This window comes from Streptomyces sp. NPDC012827, assembly GCF_042900905.1.
GTDB lineage: Bacteria > Actinomycetota > Actinomycetes > Streptomycetales > Streptomycetaceae > Streptomyces > Streptomyces gulbargensis.
In genome coordinates, this window is the sequence record NZ_JBIBBY010000002.1 from 40,619 (window position 1) to 55,873 (window position 15,255).

The following is a 15,255-nucleotide window of genomic DNA, read 5'->3' on the forward strand; positions in this document are numbered from 1 at the left end:
TGATGTGCGAGAAGGCGGGGCGGGGCGGTTCTCCGCCGGGCCCCCTGGCCGGCGCCCGCGCTCCCGTCGAGAACGTGAGCGTATCCCGCCGCCGTCGCACCCGCGGACGAGGGCGGCTCGACGGGCAGGGCCCGTACGCCACCGAGGTGTCGTACGGGCCCTGGGGACGCGCCGGCGGGCAGGCGCCCCGGTCCGGGAGGCGCCCCGAGCCGGAAGTGCCGCGCCGCGTCGGGCGCCTCGGCCCGGCGGCGCGCCGGTCAGGCCAGCCGCGCGTACATCTGCCAGCCGGTGCCGATCCGGGCCCGCGCGGAGAGGGTGCCGGCGCCGGTGCCGTTGTACCGCCACAGAGCGCCCGCCGCGTCGCGGGCGACCAGGTCCGCCTTGCCGTCGGCGTTGAGGTCGCCGACGCCCACGACCGTGTTGTAGGTCTGCCAGCCGGTGCCGATCCGGACGCGCGGGCCGAAGGTGCCCCTGCCCGTCCCGTAGTACCGCCACAGGGCGCCGGTGCTGTCCCGGGCGAGCAGGTCGCCGGCCTTGTCGCCGTTCAGGTCGCCGGCCGCGACGACCGTGTCGTAGATCTGCCAGCCGGTGCCGACCCGGATCCTCGGCTTGAACGCGCCGGCGCCGTTGTCGGCGTACATCCACAGCTCACCGGCGGGTGTGCGCGCCAGGAGGTCCGTCCGCCCGTCGCCCGTCAGGTCGCCGGGGGCGGACAGGTGGTTGTAGATCTGCCAGCCGCTGCCCAGACCGGCCCGCTTCCCGTTGGGCGAGAACGCGGTGCCGCAGCCGCCGTCGTAGCGGGTCAGGGCCCCGGCGGCGTTCCGCACCAGCAGGTCGCCGCACCCGTCGCCGGTGAGGTCCCCGAAGGGGACGAGCAGGGAGGAGGAGGCCCAGCCGGTCGCCGACGGCCCCGTGCCCACGGTCCCGGTGCCCGTGCCCGGCCGCACGGCCAGCGTGCCGCCCGGCGTGAGGCCGAGCAGGTCGCCCTTGCCGTCGCCGGTGACGTCGTGCCAGGCGGGCCGGGCGGCGGGGGCGCCGCCGGTCACCGTCAGCGCGCCGGTCAGGGAGAGGTCGGCGCCGATGCCGTCGGCGGGCCGGGCGGTGAGGGTCCAGGTGTAGCCGCCGTTCCGCGCGGCCTGGCCGGAGGCGTTCCTCCCGGTCCAGGCGGCTTCGATCCGGCCGCGCGCCTCGGGCCCGGAGGCCGTGTGGACGACCGTTCCGGTGGCGTTCTCCTTCACGGTGACCTGCCAGGCGCCCGTGGGCTTGGAGGTCCACCAGCGGCCGGACCAGCCGGTGCCGGAGGCGGCCAGGTTCAGCGCCGCACCGGTGACGGCGGAGTCGATCACGGTGACGGGCGGCGCGGGGACCCCGGTGGCGACGATGCGGATCCGCTCGTCGGTGCCGGCGTACGCGACGTGGCCGCCGAAGCGGTCGACGGTCCAGTCCCGGCGGGCGTGGGCGTCAGGGCCGAGCTCGGCCGCGGTCGCCAGCGTCCGCTGGGGCACGTCGGCGGCGGAGCCGGAGGCCGGGAGCCCGGCGTGCAGGTCGTACAGGCGCAGGCCCGCTTCCGGGTCCTGCCGCACGACGTAGCCGTCCCCGAGCAGCACGTTGCGGATGTTGCGGCCCGGCAGGGTCATGGACCGCCCGGTCTGCCGGTCGTAGACGCCCGAACCCGTCCCGGGGCTCCAGCCGTCCTGGTCGCAGGACCAGTAGACCCAGCGGCCGGCGGCCTGGAGGTGGGCCGGAGCACACGCGTTGGGGGTGGTGAAGGACGGGCCCGCCGCGCCGGACACCAGCGACTTCGAGGTGACCCGCGGACTGTCCTTGGCGGCGCTCCACAGGGTGGATCCCCACAGGGCGGCGGTGAGGTCGGTGCGCCGTTCGCGGACGGTTCCGGCACCCGACTTCGGGAACTCGACGACGTACGGTTCCTCCCGCAGGACGGTGCTCGCCGAGGCGACGAGCCCGAACCGGCCGGAGAGGTCGACCAGTTCACCGCTGGTCATGCCGGTGGTGACGCTCGGCCCCCCGGCGGTGCTCCTCCCGTTCTCGTACAGCACGGTGTCATCTCTGTACGAATCGTTCCGGCGCCCGTGGAAGCCGTCACCGCTCGCCCACATCACGACGCAGCGGCCGGTGTAGGAGGAGCAGTCGCCGTCGTCGCCGCTCAGCAGCCCGTCCACGGTGGTCCGGAGCGGCTGCGGCTGCCCGGTGGCGGAGAGCCAGGTGGAGCGGTAGACGCCGTAGTAGTCGGCCGGCTGGAAGTAGGTGCTGTTCTCGCCCTGGGTGAGGATGCCGCTGCCCAGGGCGAGGCCGTGGATCTTCGCGGGCATGGGCTCGACGGTGGTGAGCCGGCGCGTCTCCACACCGCCGCCGGAGGCCGGTACGAGCCGGTGCACGGCCCAGTCGAGGTCGCCCCGCGGTTCGGCGGCCGTGGTCCCGGCGGCGAGCGCGGTTCCGTCGGGCGTCACGACGATCTGCCCGCCGGCCAGTTCCAGCACGGGAGGCTTCAGGTCGTCCTCGTCGGTGCCCGGGAGGACCCACAGGGCCGTCCCCCGGTACTCGTTGCTCCCGGGGTTCTGCCGGCTGACGCCGAGGACGGTCGTGCCCACGGCGGCGAAGGTCGCGTCGTACGCGAGGGAACCGGACTCCACCGTGCGGATCAGGGTCTCCGGCGCGGTGCGGTCCAGGACGTCGATCTTGTCCCGCCCGGTGCGCAGCCGCAGGATCGTTCCGGCACCGAGGCGGAAGCCGGTCACGTCCTCCGAGCCGTCCTGCGGTCCCAGGAGCGGCTCGGCCACCCCGTCGGCGAGGTCGGTGAGCGCCCAGTTCTCCTGGCCGCCCGCGGAGTTCCGGTGCCGGAGGACGAGTGAGGTCGCGTCACCGTCCTCCACACCGGTGGGAACGGTCCCCTCCGGCAGTCCGGTGACGGGCGTGTCCGTCACCTTCCCCGCCTCGGACCGCAGCAGGTGGAATCCGGTGGGCGCGTCCGCCTCGCCGGTGCGGGTCACCACGGTGTCACCGAAGGTGCCCACGTACGTCTGGCCCTCCGGGAGGGCGATCTCCGCGAAGACCGCGCCCGCGCCCTTCTGGAGGGTCACGCGCGGGCTGGGGGTGGCGGAGTGCACGGCGACCGTGTCGGAGCCCCTGCCCCAGTGGCCGCCGCCTCCGATGGGCAGCTTCTGCCGCCAGTCCCAGTAGCCGGTCTCGTAGTCGTAGCGCGGCGCCTCCGGCAGGGTGACGGCGAGTGGGGTCGCGGTCCCGGTGGCGTAGTCGATCCACTGGAGGCGGACGTCGCCCTCCTGCGCCAGCAGATAGCCGGTCTCGCCGGCGTTGAGGATCGAGGTGGCGCGCGGCGAGAAGCGCGGCGCGGCCGGCAGCACGGTGGTCTGCGGCGCCGTGTCGGCGACCGCGGGCGGCGCCGTGATCCCGGCGGACGTCGCCGCCGTGACCGTCGCGAGCGCGAGGACGAGGGCGGCGCGGGTGCGTCGGCCCGAACCGCGCGCGCGGTCGTTGCCCTGATGGATCAAGGAAGGTCCCTCCCGGAAAACATGGGGTCAGGGAGGGCGCGGCAGCACCTCTGCGGCGGCACGCGGACGGGAGATCCCGGTCTCGGTCGTCCCCCCTGAGCGGGGTGACCCTACCAACACCCGGCCCGGCGTCGCGACGGTGTTCCGAACCCGTTCAAGACGAAGGGCCCGTACGCCACCGAAGTGTCGTACGGGCCCTTCCCGTCAGGTCGTCACCCGCTCACGCGGACTCGCGGTTCCGCGCGGGTCGACCGGCTCAGCCGTTGCGCTTCCAGCGCGGCTTGTCGTCGCGGCGGCCGCCGCCGAAGGAGCCGGAGCCGGAGCCGGAGGGGCGGTGGTCGTCACGGCGGCCCGAGGGGCGGTCGTCGCGGCGGAAGCCGCCCGCGGGGCGGTCGTCACGACGGTCGCGGTTGAACGGGCGGTCGCTGCCACGGTGGCCGCCGGAGGGGCGGTCGTCGCGGCGGAAGCCACCGGCCGGGCGGTCGTTGTCCCGGCGGTCGTCGCGGCGGAAGCCACCCGACGGGCGCTCGTCACGGTCGCGGAACGACGGACGGTCGTTGTCGCGGCGGAAGCCGCCCGAGGGACGGTCGTCACGGCGGAAGCCACCGCGGTCGTCACGACGGTCGTCCCGGTTGAAGCCGCCGGAGGGGCGGTCGTCGCGGCGGAAGCCGCCCGAGGGACGGTCGTTGTCCCGGCGGAAACCACCCGAGGGACGGTCGTCACGGCGGAAGCCACCGGACGGACGGTCGTTGTCCCGGCGGAAACCACCCGAGGGACGGTCGTCACGGCGGAAGCCACCGGACGGACGGTCGTTGTCCCGGCGGAAACCACCGGACGGACGGTCGTTGTCCCGGCGGAAACCACCGCGGTCCTCACGGTCCCGGCGCTCGTAGCCGCCCCGGTCGTCACGGTCGCGGAAGGCCGGGCGCTCGTCCCGCCGCTCCTCGCGGCGCTCCTCGCGCTCCGCCGCCACGGCGGCGGCCGCGACCTCGGCCTCGGCGGCCTCGGTCACCTCGGCGACGGCGGTCTCCGGGTCCTCGCCGCGCTCGCGGGCGGCGCGGGCGACCAGACGGTCGGCCTCCTCGCGCAGCTCGACGGCCCGGCGCTGGAGGCGCTCCAGCTGCTTGGTCAGGTCCACGACCTCGCGCTCGGCCTGCTTGGCGGCGTTGTTCGCGGAGTCGGCCTGGACCTCGGTCAGCGAACGGGCACCGGTGATCTCGGCGACCTCGGGGTCGAAGGCACCGGCTCCGCCGACGATGTGGCGCGAGGCGTCGACGCCCGCGTCCTCCATGAGGCGGAAGATCTGGCGACGCTGGTGCGGCAGGGCCAGCGACACGACCACGCCGGACTTGCCGGCGCGGGCGGTACGGCCCGAGCGGTGCAGGTAGTCCTTGTGGTCGCCGGCCGGGTCCACGTTCAGGACCAGGTCGATGCCGTCGACGTGGATGCCGCGGGCGGCGACGTCGGTGGCGACGAGGGCGTTGACGTAACCGTCCTTGAAGTCGGCGAGCGTACGGGTACGCGCGCCCTGGGTCATGCCGCCGTGCAGCGCGTCCGCCTTGACGCCCGCCTCGCGCAGCTGCTCGGCGATGCGGTCGGCGCCCAGCTGGGTGCGGACGAAGATGATGGTGCGGCCCTTGCGGGCGGCGATCGCGGCGGTGACCGGCGCCTTGTCCTTGGGCTTCACGACCAGGACGTGGTGGGTCATGGTCGTGACGTTGCCCTGGGCGCTGTCGACCTCGTGGACGACCGGGTCGGTCAGGTAGCGCTTGACCAGGGTCGCGATCTCGTTCTCCATGGTCGCGGAGAAGAGCAGGCGCTGGCCGCCGGCCGGGACCTGGTCGAGGAGCTCGGTGACCTCGGGCAGGAAGCCCAGGTCGGCCATCTGGTCGGCCTCGTCGAGGACGGCGACCTGGACGGCCTCCAGGGAGCAGGCGCCGCGGTTGATGATGTCGCGCAGACGGCCCGGGGTGGCGACGAGGATGTCGACACCGCGCTCCAGGGCGTAGATCTGGTTGCCCATGGAGGTACCGCCGCAGACGACCTTCATCTTGAGGCCGAGCACGTCGCCGTACGGCTGGAGGGCGTCCGCGACCTGCATCGCGAGCTCGCGGGTCGGGGTCAGGATGACGCCGCGGGGCTTCTTCTTCTCGGTGTGGCCGTCGGCCAGGGTGGCGAGCAGCGGCAGACCGAAGGAGAGGGTCTTGCCGGAGCCGGTACGGCCGCGGCCGAGGATGTCCTTGCCGGCCAGGGCGTCCGGGATGGTCGCGGCCTGGATCGGGAAGGGGGTGGTCACGCCGTTCTGCGCGAGCTTGCGCACGACGCCCTCGGGCAGGCCCAGGTCACCGAAGGTGATCTGCGGGGTCTCGTCGGCCTCGTCGGCGTCCGTCGCCTCGTCGGTGTCGGCGGCCAGGTCGGCCTCTGCGGCGTCGAGGGCCTCGACGACGTCGACGGTCTCGGCGGCCTCGGCCGCGTCGGAGACGATCTCGTCGTTCTCGGGCAGGACGGCGTGGTCAGAACTGAAAATGGACATGCGAAATGCGAAACCTTCCGGAGTCTCGGCACGCGCCCGTCAACTCCGTGTTTCGCACTACGACCGCCTCGATGCGGTCAGTCACGGCAAGGGAGAGTACGCGCCAGTCGCGGCGCTCATCGATAGTGGCGCCGGGGGCAAATGGGATCAAACGATCTACCACCATACGCACCCTCCCCCACTCATGGCAAACCGGCCCGGGTCACACCGGCCCGACCTGCGGTGATGCCGTCGGCTCGGACGGTTCACCGGCCTCCTGCGCCGCCCACATGGCACCCATCTGGGTGTCCGGACCCGGCGCCGGCGGGTCGCTGGGATGGGTGGTCGGCTCGGGCGTCGGTTCCGGGGTCGGTTCGGGGGTGGGCTCCGGCGTCGGCTCGGGGGTCGGCTCCTGGGGCTCCGGGGTCGGGGTGGCCCCGCCGCCGGTGTCACCGGTCCCGCCGCCGACGGTCCCGCCACCCCCGCCCGTACCGCCGCCGCTCCCCGTGCCGCCCCCACCGCTGCCGCCGCTTCCCCCTCCGGAACCGCCCGAGCCGCCGTCCTGGCCGCCGTGCCCACCGCCCGCCGAGGGCAGGGGCTTCACCGGGCCGCCGGGTGCCGGGGTCCGGTCCGCGGGTCCCTTCACGCCGGGTGAGGACTGCGCCGGGGCCGAGGCGGAGGCGGAGCCGCCGGGCACCGGGGTCTCGGTCACCTCACCCGCCGCGTCGGGCCCGCTCCGGGCGGTCGGCCCCGCCCAGGCGCCGTCCTGGCCTGCCGCGCCCCCCGCGCCGCCCTCGGCCTCGGCCGCCGCGCCCCGCTCGGAGCCGGAGGCGCCGGGCGCCGGCTTGGCCCCGTCCTCACCGACACTCATACAGCCGCTCAGGCCGGCACAGGCGGCGACCGCCAACGCGGTGGCGGCCCATCTCACACGGGTGGGCAAAGTGCGCACAGGGGGACCTCCAGGACACAACGGGCAGGAACGGAACGCGTTGCCCTGCCCAACTCCCCCGGCGCCGCGGGGGACACGCCCCGAACGCGCCCGGTACGCGCCCCGCACGCGCGGGCCCGCCCCATGCCGCCCCCGTCCGCCGGTCACTCCTGGGGGTGTCCGGGCCCGGGCACTTCCCGTACGCCCCCGGTCCGATCAGCCGTAGCCCAGCGCGTGCAGCCGCTCGTCGTCGATGCCGAAGTGGTGGGCGATCTCGTGGACGACCGTGATCTCGGTCTCGGCGACCACGTCCTCGCGCGACGCGCACATCCGCAGCGTCGGCCCCCGGTAGATCGTGATCCGGTCCGGCAGCACCCCCGCGTACCACTCACCCCGCTCGGTCAGCGGCGTCCCCTCGTAGAGCCCGAGCAGTTCGGGGTCGTCCGCCGGGGGCTCGTCCTCGACGAACACCGCCACGTTGTCCATCAGCCGGGTCAGTTCCGGCGGGATCCGGTCCAGGGCCTCGGCGACAAGCTCCTCGAACTCCTCGCGCGTCATCTCCAGCACGGGCCCATTCTCCCCCGGAAGGAGCCCGTTCCCACGGGCCCGGGGAAACCGTTTTGGCGATACCGGCCGACATCCCATATGCTTCTCACGTCCCCGACGCGCTGAGAAGCGCCCAGGTGGGGCCGTTAGCCCTCATCGTCTAGTGGCCCAGGACGCCGCCCTTTCAAGGCGGTAGCACGGGTTCGAATCCCGTTGGGGGCACGCATCACCCTGTGCGAGACTTGTCTCGCACAGACAGCAAGGTCCTGTGGAGCAGTTGGTTAGCTCGCCACCCTGTCAAGGTGGAGGTCGCGGGTTCAAGTCCCGTCAGGATCGCTGAGGTCAGCAATGGCCTCGTGGCTGGGTAGCTCAGTTGGTACGAGCGATCGCCTGAAAAGCGATAGGTCGCCGGTTCGACCCCGGCCCCAGCCACCACCGGAAGGCCCCGTTCGAAAGAACGGGGCCTTCCTCGTTCCCCGGCCCCCTGGTCGGGGGATCCCGTACGGGGAGGGGCGCCGCCCCCTCCCCGTACGGCTCAGGCCTCCTCGCGCTCCACCGGGGGCCCGGCCCCGCGCCTGCCCCGCACCGCGACCACCACCGCCACCGCGGCCACCACGGCCACGAGCAGCGCCCAGTCCGGCACCGACCGGCCCAGCTCCGCCACCCGCCGCTCGACCGCGAACGAGTCGTCGACCGAGAGCAGCCCCGGCAGGGCGGTCGTCCCGTCGAAGACCAGGAACATCGCCCCCAGGGCCACGAAGAACAGGCCCGAGAGCAGCGAGGTCGAGTGGACCGTGAGCGGTCCGAGGCGGACCGGGCGCCCGCGCAGCCAGCGCCGCCGCCCCAGGTCGTACCGCTCCCAGAGCAGCGCCAGCACGAACAGCGGAACCGCCATGCCCAGCGCGTACACGGCCAGGAGGAGCCCCCCGTACACCGGGCTGCCGCTCAGCGCCGCCACCGTCAGGACGCTGCCGAGGATCGGGCCGGCGCAGAAGCCGGCCAGCCCGTAGACCAGGCCCAAGGCGTAGACCGAGACGGCGCTCGTCGGGCGGATCCGGCCACTCGCCTCCGCGATCCGGCGGGAGGCGAAGCCGAGCCCGAGGATCTGGAGGACGCCGAGCCCGACGATCAGCCAGCCGCCGGCCGTGACCAGCAGATCCCGGTGGCCGTGGAAGAACCGGCCCGCGAAGGACCCGGCCGCGCCCAGCGGGACGAGGGTGGTGGCCAGACCGGCGTAGAGGATGCCGGTGCGGGCGACCAGCTTCGCCCGGGTCTCGATCGAGTACGCGAAGAAGGCGGGCAGGAGCAGGGCGCTGCACGGGCTGAGCAGGGCGAGCAGGCCACCGAGGAAGGCCGCGAAGTAGCCGATGCCCGAGGTCATCCCCGGCCCTTCGCCGAGGCCGTCTTCGCGGCCGCCGCCGCCTCGATGGCCTCGGTGAAGGTCTCGAGGGGCTGGGCGCCGGCGATCGGCCGGCCGTTGATCAGGAAGGACGGGGTGGAGGTGGCGCCGAGGCTGTAGCCCTGCTCCTGGTCCTTCTTCACGGCCTCTCGGGCCTCCGTGCCCTCGCTGTCCCGCGCGAACCGGTTCAGGTCCGGGACGCCGGCCTCCTCGGCGAGGGCGGTCAGCCGCTCCTTGCCGAAGCCCTTCCGCTTGGCGTCCTCGGCGTACGCGGCCTTGTGGAACTGCCAGAACCGGCCCTGCCGACCGGCCGCCCAGGAGGCGCGGGCCACCGCCTCGGACTCCTCGCCGAAGATCGGGAAGTTGCGCCACTCGATGCGCAGGGTGCCGCTGCGGACGTACTTCTCCACCAGGACCGGTTCGGTCTCGCGGGCGAACTGGCCGCAGTAGCCGCACTTGAAGTCGGCGTACTCGATGAGGACGACCGGCGCGTCGGCCCGGCCGAGGGCGAGGCCGTCGGACGCGTCGCGCCGGGCGTACGCCTCCAGCTCCGGATAGACGCCCTCGGACGGGCCGGCCGACACCTCGGCCACCGCGGAGGTGCCGGCGGCGCCGGGGGCGGCGGGCTTGGTGGCGGTGTACGAGGCGAAACCGGCGAGCACGGCGGCGACGGCCACCCCGGACACGATCGTGATCGTCTTGGACCTGGACATGCGGAAGCGCTCCTGAGGGAGGAAGAAGGGGAGAGGGGTACGGGGAGGCCTGCGCCTCTACACCCTCAGGACCGACAGCTCCACCGGTGACGGCGGTACGAGCTCCGGCGGCTCGCGGCCCGGTGCCGGGCGCCCCGCCTCCGGGTCGGCGCCCCAGGCGCCCGCGGCGGGGGCGCGGCCGGTGGTGAGCGCGGGAAGCAGGTCGGCGAAGCCCTGGGCCCGTGGCGGTACGGCGGGGCCCTCGGCCCCGGCCTCGGCGGGGTTCCGGTGCCCGCAGCCCGGCACGGGACCGTCCCCGTCCGGCGCGCTCACCCCACCGGTCCCGTGGGCGACGGCGGTCACCACCGCGGCCGCCTCCGTCCCGGAGACCTCGTACGGCACCCGGTCCGGCCCCGCCCCGGGGTCCCCGTACGGCACCGGAGCCGCGCAGAGCAGGAGTCCCAGGACCAGGCCGAGCAGCGACGTGAGGAGCGGGCCCCGCCGCGCGACCGCCGGGGCGGCGCACGCGGGGTGCGCTCGGGCGGTGGTGCGGAACATGCGAAACCCCTCGGATCCGGTCGGTGTGCCCGAAATATTACGCAGGCGTACGGGGCCCGCCCCCGGACGCGGCCCGGAAATCGGTTCGCCGGTTCTCGGCCGCAGGTGCGATCCTGGAATCCGTATGTCTACTTCCTTCGCCGCCCTCCAGACCGTCCTGGCCGGGGTCTCGCTGCGGGACGCCCACCGGCTCGGCCGCCGTCTCGAAGGCGCCCGCCGCATCCGCAAGCCCGAGGCCCGCGCGGCCGTCCTGGACGAGATCGCCGCCGAGGCCGGCAAGGCCAAGGAGCGGGTCGACGCACGCGCCGCCCTCGTGCCCGCCGTCACCTATCCCGAACAGCTGCCCGTCTCCCAGAAGAAGGACGAGATCCTGGAGGCGATACGCGACCACCAGGTCGTGATCGTCGCCGGTGAGACGGGCTCCGGCAAGACCACGCAGATCCCGAAGATCTGTCTCGAGCTGGGCCGGGGCGTCCGCGGCATGATCGGCCACACGCAGCCGCGCCGGATCGCCGCCCGCACGGTCGCCGAGCGCGTCGCCGAGGAACTGAGGACCCCGCTCGGCGGGGCGGTCGGCTGGAAGGTCCGCTTCACCGACCAGGTGAACCCGGACGAGACCTTCGTCAAGCTGATGACGGACGGCATCCTGCTCGCCGAGATCCAGACGGACCGCGAGCTGCGCGCCTACGACACGATCATCATCGACGAGGCCCACGAGCGCTCCCTCAACATCGACTTCCTGCTCGGCTATCTGGCCCAGCTGCTGCCGAGGCGCCCCGACCTGAAGGTCGTGATCACCTCCGCGACCATCGACCCGGAGCGCTTCTCCCGCCACTTCGGCGACGCGCCCATCGTCGAGGTCAGCGGCCGCACGTACCCCGTCGAGGTCCGCTACCGGCCCCTCCTCGAAGAGGACTCCGAGGACGCCGACCGCGACCAGATCACGGCGATCTGCGACGCCGTCGACGAGCTCCAGGCCGAGGGCCCCGGCGACATCCTGGTCTTCCTCTCCGGCGAGCGGGAGATCCGCGACACCGCCGACGCGCTGCTCAAGAGGAAGCTGCGGAACACCGAGATCCTCCCCCTGTACGCCCGGCTCTCCCACGCCGAACAGCACCGGGTCTTCCAGGCGCACTCCGGCCGCCGGATCGTCCTCGCCACCAACGTCGCGGAGACCTCCCTCACCGTCCCCGGCATCAAGTACGTGATCGACCCGGGCACCGCCCGCATCTCGCGCTACTCGCACCGCACCAAGGTGCAGCGGCTGCCGATCGAGCCGGTCTCGCAGGCCAGCGCCAACCAGCGCAAAGGCCGCTGCGGCCGTACGTCGGACGGCATCTGCGTCCGGCTCTACTCCGAGGACGACTTCCTCACCCGTCCCGAGTTCACGGACGCGGAGATCCTCCGGACCAACCTGGCCTCCGTCATCCTCCAGATGACCGCGGCCGGCCTCGGCGACATCGAGAAGTTCCCCTTCATCGATCCGCCGGACCACCGCAACATCCGGGACGGCGTGCAGCTCCTCCAGGAGCTGGGGGCCCTGAACCCGGCGGAGAAGGACCCGAGGAAGCGGCTGACCGAGCAGGGCCGCAAGCTCGCCCAGCTCCCGGTCGACCCGCGGCTCGCCCGCATGGTCCTGGAGGCGGACAAGAACGGCTGCGTCCGCGAGGTCATGGTGATCGCGGCGGCCCTGTCCATCCAGGACCCGCGCGAGCGGCCGGCCGAGAAGCAGGCGCAGGCCGACCAGATGCACGCCCGCTTCAAGGACGAGACCAGCGACTTCCTCGCCTTCCTCAACCTGTGGCGCTACATCCGCGAGCAGCAGAAGGAGCGGGGGTCGTCCAGCTTCCGCCGCATGTGCAAGCAGGAGTACCTGAACTTCCTGCGGATCAGGGAGTGGCAGGACATCTACGCGCAGCTCCGCACGGTCGCCAAGCAGATGGGGATCCACCTCAACGAGGAGGACGCGCCGGAGCAGTCGGTCCACGTGTCCCTCCTGGCCGGCCTGCTCTCCCACATCGGTCTGAAGGACGTGAAGGACGCCAAGGACGGCGGCGGAGGCGGCAGGGACGCCAAGCGCGAGGGCACCCGGAACGAGTACCTGGGCGCCCGCAACGCCAAGTTCGCGATCTTCCCCGGCTCGGCGCTCTTCAAGAAGCCCCCGCGCATGGTGATGTCGGCCGAGCTGGTGGAGACCTCCCGCCTCTGGGCGCGGGTCAACGCGCGGATCGAGCCCGAGTGGATCGAGCCGCTCGCCCAGCACCTGGTGAAGCGGACGTACAGCGAGCCGCACTGGGAGAAGGACCAGGCGGCCGTGATGGCGTACGAGAAGGTGACGCTGTACGGCGTGCCGATCGTCGCCGACCGCAAGGTGAACTACGGGCGCATCGACCCGGAGGTCTCCCGCGAGCTGTTCATCCGCAACGCGCTGGTGGAGGGCGACTGGCGCACCCACCACAAGTTCTTCGCGGACAACCGCAAGCTGCTCACCGAGGTCGAGGAGCTCGAACACCGGGCCCGGCGCCGGGACATCCTGGTCGACGACGAGACCCTCTTCGACTTCTACGACAAGCGGGTGCCCGAACACGTTGTCTCGGGTGCGCACTTCGACTCGTGGTGGAAGCACAAGCGCCGTGAGGAGCCGGAGTTCCTCGACTTCGAGCGCGAGATGCTCATCAACGAGAAGGCGGGGGCGGTCACCAAGGACGACTACCCGGACTCCTGGCGGCAGGGGCCGCTGAAGTTCCGGGTGACGTACCAGTTCGAGCCGGGCGCGGACGCGGACGGCGTGACCGTCCACATCCCGCTCCAGGTGCTCAACCAGGTCACCGACGAGGGCTTCGACTGGCAGATCCCGGGGCTGCGCGAGGAGGTCGTCACGGAGCTGATCAGGTCGCTCCCGAAGCCGATCCGCCGCCACTACGTGCCCGCGCCCAACTTCGCGACCCGCTTCCTGGACTCCACCGTCCCGGTGCAGGAGCCGCTGACGACGGCGCTCGCCCGTGAGCTCCGGCGGATGGTCGGAGTGCCGCTCACCCCCGAGGACTTCGACTGGGCGAAGGTCCCCGACCACCTCAGGATCACGTTCCGGATCGTCGACGAGCGGCGCCGGAAGCTGGCCGAGGACAAGGACCTGGAGGCGCTGAAGCTGACGCTGCGTCCCAAGGCCCGTCAGGCCCTCTCGAAGGCCGCCGCCGCTGCCACGGCGGGCCCGGACGGCTCGGGGCCCTCGCTGGAGCGCTCGGGGCTGCGGGAGTGGACGATCGGCACCCTCACCAAGGTCTTCGAGACCCGGCGGGCTGGCCAGCCGGTCAAGGCGTACCCGGCGCTCGTCGACGAGGGCGACTCCGTGGCCGTACGCCTCTTCGACACGGAGGCCGAGCAGGCGCAGGCGATGTGGCGGGGCACCCGGAAGCTGATCATGCTGAACATCCCGGTGAACCCGGCGAAGTTCGCCTCGGACAAGCTGACCAACCAGCAGAAGCTGGCCCTGTCGGCGAATCCGCACGGTTCGATCCAGGCCCTCTTCGAGGACTGCGCGACCGCGGCGGCCGACCGGCTGATCACGGACCACGGCGGCCCGGCGTGGGACGAGGAGTCCTTCCGGAAGCTGTACGACAAGGTGCGCGCCGACCTCGTGGAGCTGACCGTCCGCACGGTGGGCCAGGTCCAGCAGGTGCTCGCGGCCTGGCAGGCCTGCGAGCGGCGGCTGAAGGCGACGAACAGCCCGGCGCTGCTGCCGAACCTCAAGGACGTCCGGGACCAGCTGTCCTGGCTCATGCCGCCCGGTTTCGTGACCCGTACCGGCCTCAAGCGGCTGCCGGACCTCATGCGCTATCTGGTGGCGGTCGACCGGCGGCTGCAGCAGATGCCGACCGGGGTCCAGCGGGACACCACCCGGATGGAGAAGGTCCACGAGATGCTGGACGAGTACGCCTGGCTGCTCGAACAGCTCCCGCCGGGCCGCCCGGTGCCGGCGGAGGTGACCGACATCCGCTGGATGATCGAGGAGCTGCGGGTGAGCTACTTCGCCCACGCGCTGGGGACGGCCCATCCGGTCTCGGACAAGCGCATCGTGAAGGCGATCGACGCCGCGGCCCCGTGACGGGGGCACCGGCCCGGGTGCCGGAGGCGGCCCCCGGCACCCGGTTCGACCAGAGCCCCGAAACTGCTGTACAGTCGTTCTCGCAACGAGGTCCTGTGGAGCAGTTGGTTAGCTCGCCACCCTGTCAAGGTGGAGGTCGCGGGTTCAAGTCCCGTCAGGATCGCCTCGGAAAAGGCCCGCATCACACGATGCGGGCCTTTTCGCTGTGCGCGGGCGGACGGTCCCGCACGGATGGACGGTCCCGCGCGCGGATGGACGGGCGGACGCGGGGTAGGCGGACGGGCAGGCGCCAAGGGCGCGGACCACCTGGGGCCCCGGGACATCCCGCACGGGGCCGTGCGAGCCCCGGGCGGACACCCGGCGGCCGGGGACGAAAGTCCCATCGGCCGGTGACCAACGGCGGGTTGGGGGCGTTCCCGGGAGTGGGAGGCTGTTCCTTGGCAAGAGTTGGCCTCTGTGACGGGTGTCACTGAAAGTGTTTCAGAAACCGCTTCACTTACACCCTCCCTACACCAGCCGGATTTAATATGTGCAATTGCACGGGCAGGCGACGCTCGGCCGGGGCACAAAAAAGATCGCGCCGGACCCGGCGGAGTCCAGCGCGATCGGTGACGGAGACCTGTTGGGGCAGGTGACCGCCGGCAGAGCTAGGGGTGGGCGACCGGATTGGGGGATCCGGCCAGGCCCGGTGTTACGGGGTACTGCGGGGTGTTACAAGTGCTGCGCGAACCTCAGGCCTCGCTGCGCTGCTGCGGAATGCCCGCCAGCAGCGCGCGAACCTCGGCCTCGCGGTACCGGCGGTGCCCACCCAGCGTGCGGATGGACGTGAGCTTGCCCGCCTTGGCCCACCGGGTCACCGTCTTCGGGTCCACGCGGAACATCGTGGCAACCTCGGCAGGGGTCAGCAGCGGCTCGGCATCAGGGGTGCGAGCGGTCATGAGCGGCCTCCTCGGGAGAACCGAACCTTCTCGGTTCTTTCCTCTAA

9 protein-coding genes and 4 tRNA genes are annotated in these 15,255 nt (G+C 72.8%); 5 read left to right on the plus strand and 8 right to left on the minus strand.

Features of this window, described 5'->3' with window-relative positions:
- Window positions 1-257: 257 nt before the first annotated feature.
- From ACFY60_RS03545 to ACFY60_RS03560, 4 genes are all read right to left on the minus strand, one after another.
- The gene (locus ACFY60_RS03545) at window positions 258-3,530 is read right to left on the minus strand and encodes an FG-GAP-like repeat-containing protein (protein WP_388610148.1); all 3,273 of its coding nucleotides are present in this window, start codon (window positions 3,528-3,530) and stop codon (window positions 258-260) included.
- Between the two features lie 256 nt (window positions 3,531-3,786).
- Window positions 3,787-6,063 carry a DEAD/DEAH box helicase gene (locus tag ACFY60_RS03550; protein ID WP_388610146.1) on the minus strand — a complete coding sequence of 759 codons (2,277 nt, stop codon included), beginning with the start codon at window positions 6,061-6,063 and terminating at the stop codon, window positions 3,787-3,789.
- A 202-nt stretch (window positions 6,064-6,265) separates the two neighbouring features.
- Window positions 6,266-6,913 (minus strand): hypothetical protein, encoded by a 648-nt coding sequence (locus ACFY60_RS03555; protein WP_388610144.1) that lies wholly within the window; start codon window positions 6,911-6,913, stop codon window positions 6,266-6,268.
- A 273-nt stretch (window positions 6,914-7,186) separates the two neighbouring features.
- On the minus strand, window positions 7,187-7,537 hold the full coding sequence (locus tag ACFY60_RS03560; protein WP_309050248.1) for a metallopeptidase family protein: 351 nt from the start codon (window positions 7,535-7,537) through the stop codon (window positions 7,187-7,189).
- A gap of 128 nt (window positions 7,538-7,665) precedes the next feature.
- Here ACFY60_RS03560 and ACFY60_RS03565 point away from each other — a divergent pair.
- The 3 genes from ACFY60_RS03565 (at window position 7,666) to ACFY60_RS03575 (ending at window position 7,951) form a co-directional block, all read left to right on the plus strand.
- Window positions 7,666-7,738 (plus strand) — tRNA-Glu (locus tag ACFY60_RS03565).
- Between the two features lie 40 nt (window positions 7,739-7,778).
- Window positions 7,779-7,852, plus strand: a tRNA-Asp gene (locus ACFY60_RS03570).
- Between the two features lie 22 nt (window positions 7,853-7,874).
- Window positions 7,875-7,951 (plus strand) — tRNA-Phe (locus tag ACFY60_RS03575).
- Window positions 7,952-8,051: 100 nt separating this feature from the next.
- Here ACFY60_RS03575 and ACFY60_RS03580 read toward each other — a convergent pair.
- The 3 genes from ACFY60_RS03580 to ACFY60_RS03590 are packed head-to-tail and all read right to left on the minus strand — an operon-like array spanning window position 8,052 to window position 10,165.
- Window positions 8,052-8,897 (minus strand): cytochrome c biogenesis CcdA family protein, encoded by an 846-nt coding sequence (locus tag ACFY60_RS03580; protein WP_388610142.1) that lies wholly within the window; start codon window positions 8,895-8,897, stop codon window positions 8,052-8,054.
- The gene (locus ACFY60_RS03585) at window positions 8,894-9,628 is read right to left on the minus strand and encodes a DsbA family protein (RefSeq protein WP_388610140.1); all 735 of its coding nucleotides are present in this window, start codon (window positions 9,626-9,628) and stop codon (window positions 8,894-8,896) included. Before ACFY60_RS03585 ends, ACFY60_RS03580 begins: the two co-directional genes overlap by 4 nt.
- Before the next feature lie 57 nt (window positions 9,629-9,685).
- Entirely contained in the window at window positions 9,686-10,165 is a 480-nt protein-coding gene (locus ACFY60_RS03590; RefSeq protein ID WP_388610138.1) for a hypothetical protein, read from the minus strand.
- Between the two features lie 124 nt (window positions 10,166-10,289).
- Here ACFY60_RS03590 and hrpA point away from each other — a divergent pair, with 124 nt between their 5' ends.
- On the plus strand, window positions 10,290-14,270 hold the full coding sequence (gene hrpA / locus ACFY60_RS03595; RefSeq protein ID WP_388610136.1) for an ATP-dependent RNA helicase HrpA: 3,981 nt from the start codon (window positions 10,290-10,292) through the stop codon (window positions 14,268-14,270).
- An 89-nt stretch (window positions 14,271-14,359) separates the two neighbouring features.
- Window positions 14,360-14,433: transfer RNA gene (locus tag ACFY60_RS03600), tRNA-Asp, on the plus strand.
- Window positions 14,434-15,001: 568 nt separating this feature from the next.
- On the opposite strand, the gene bldC is transcribed toward ACFY60_RS03600, so the two are convergent.
- Complete coding sequence (gene bldC / locus ACFY60_RS03605; protein ID WP_003949541.1) at window positions 15,002-15,208, minus strand: developmental transcriptional regulator BldC; 207 nt, start codon at window positions 15,206-15,208, stop codon at window positions 15,002-15,004.
- Window positions 15,209-15,255 lie beyond the last annotated feature (47 nt).

Excerpts from the sequence above, each read along its gene's own strand:
- ACFY60_RS03550 (WP_388610146.1), bottom strand. The coding sequence starts at position 6,063 with ATGTCCATTTTCAGTTCTGACCACGCCGTCCTGCCCGAGAACGACGAG.
- ACFY60_RS03555 (WP_388610144.1), bottom strand. The coding sequence starts at position 6,913 with ATGAGTGTCGGTGAGGACGGGGCCAAGCCGGCGCCCGGCGCCTCCGGC.
- ACFY60_RS03580 (WP_388610142.1), bottom strand. The coding sequence starts at position 8,897 with ATGACCTCGGGCATCGGCTACTTCGCGGCCTTCCTCGGTGGCCTGCTC.
- ACFY60_RS03585 (WP_388610140.1), bottom strand. The coding sequence starts at position 9,628 with ATGTCCAGGTCCAAGACGATCACGATCGTGTCCGGGGTGGCCGTCGCC.
- ACFY60_RS03590 (WP_388610138.1), bottom strand. The coding sequence starts at position 10,165 with ATGTTCCGCACCACCGCCCGAGCGCACCCCGCGTGCGCCGCCCCGGCG.
- hrpA (WP_388610136.1), top strand. The coding sequence starts at position 10,290 with ATGTCTACTTCCTTCGCCGCCCTCCAGACCGTCCTGGCCGGGGTCTCG.
- bldC (WP_003949541.1), bottom strand. The coding sequence starts at position 15,208 with ATGACCGCTCGCACCCCTGATGCCGAGCCGCTGCTGACCCCTGCCGAG.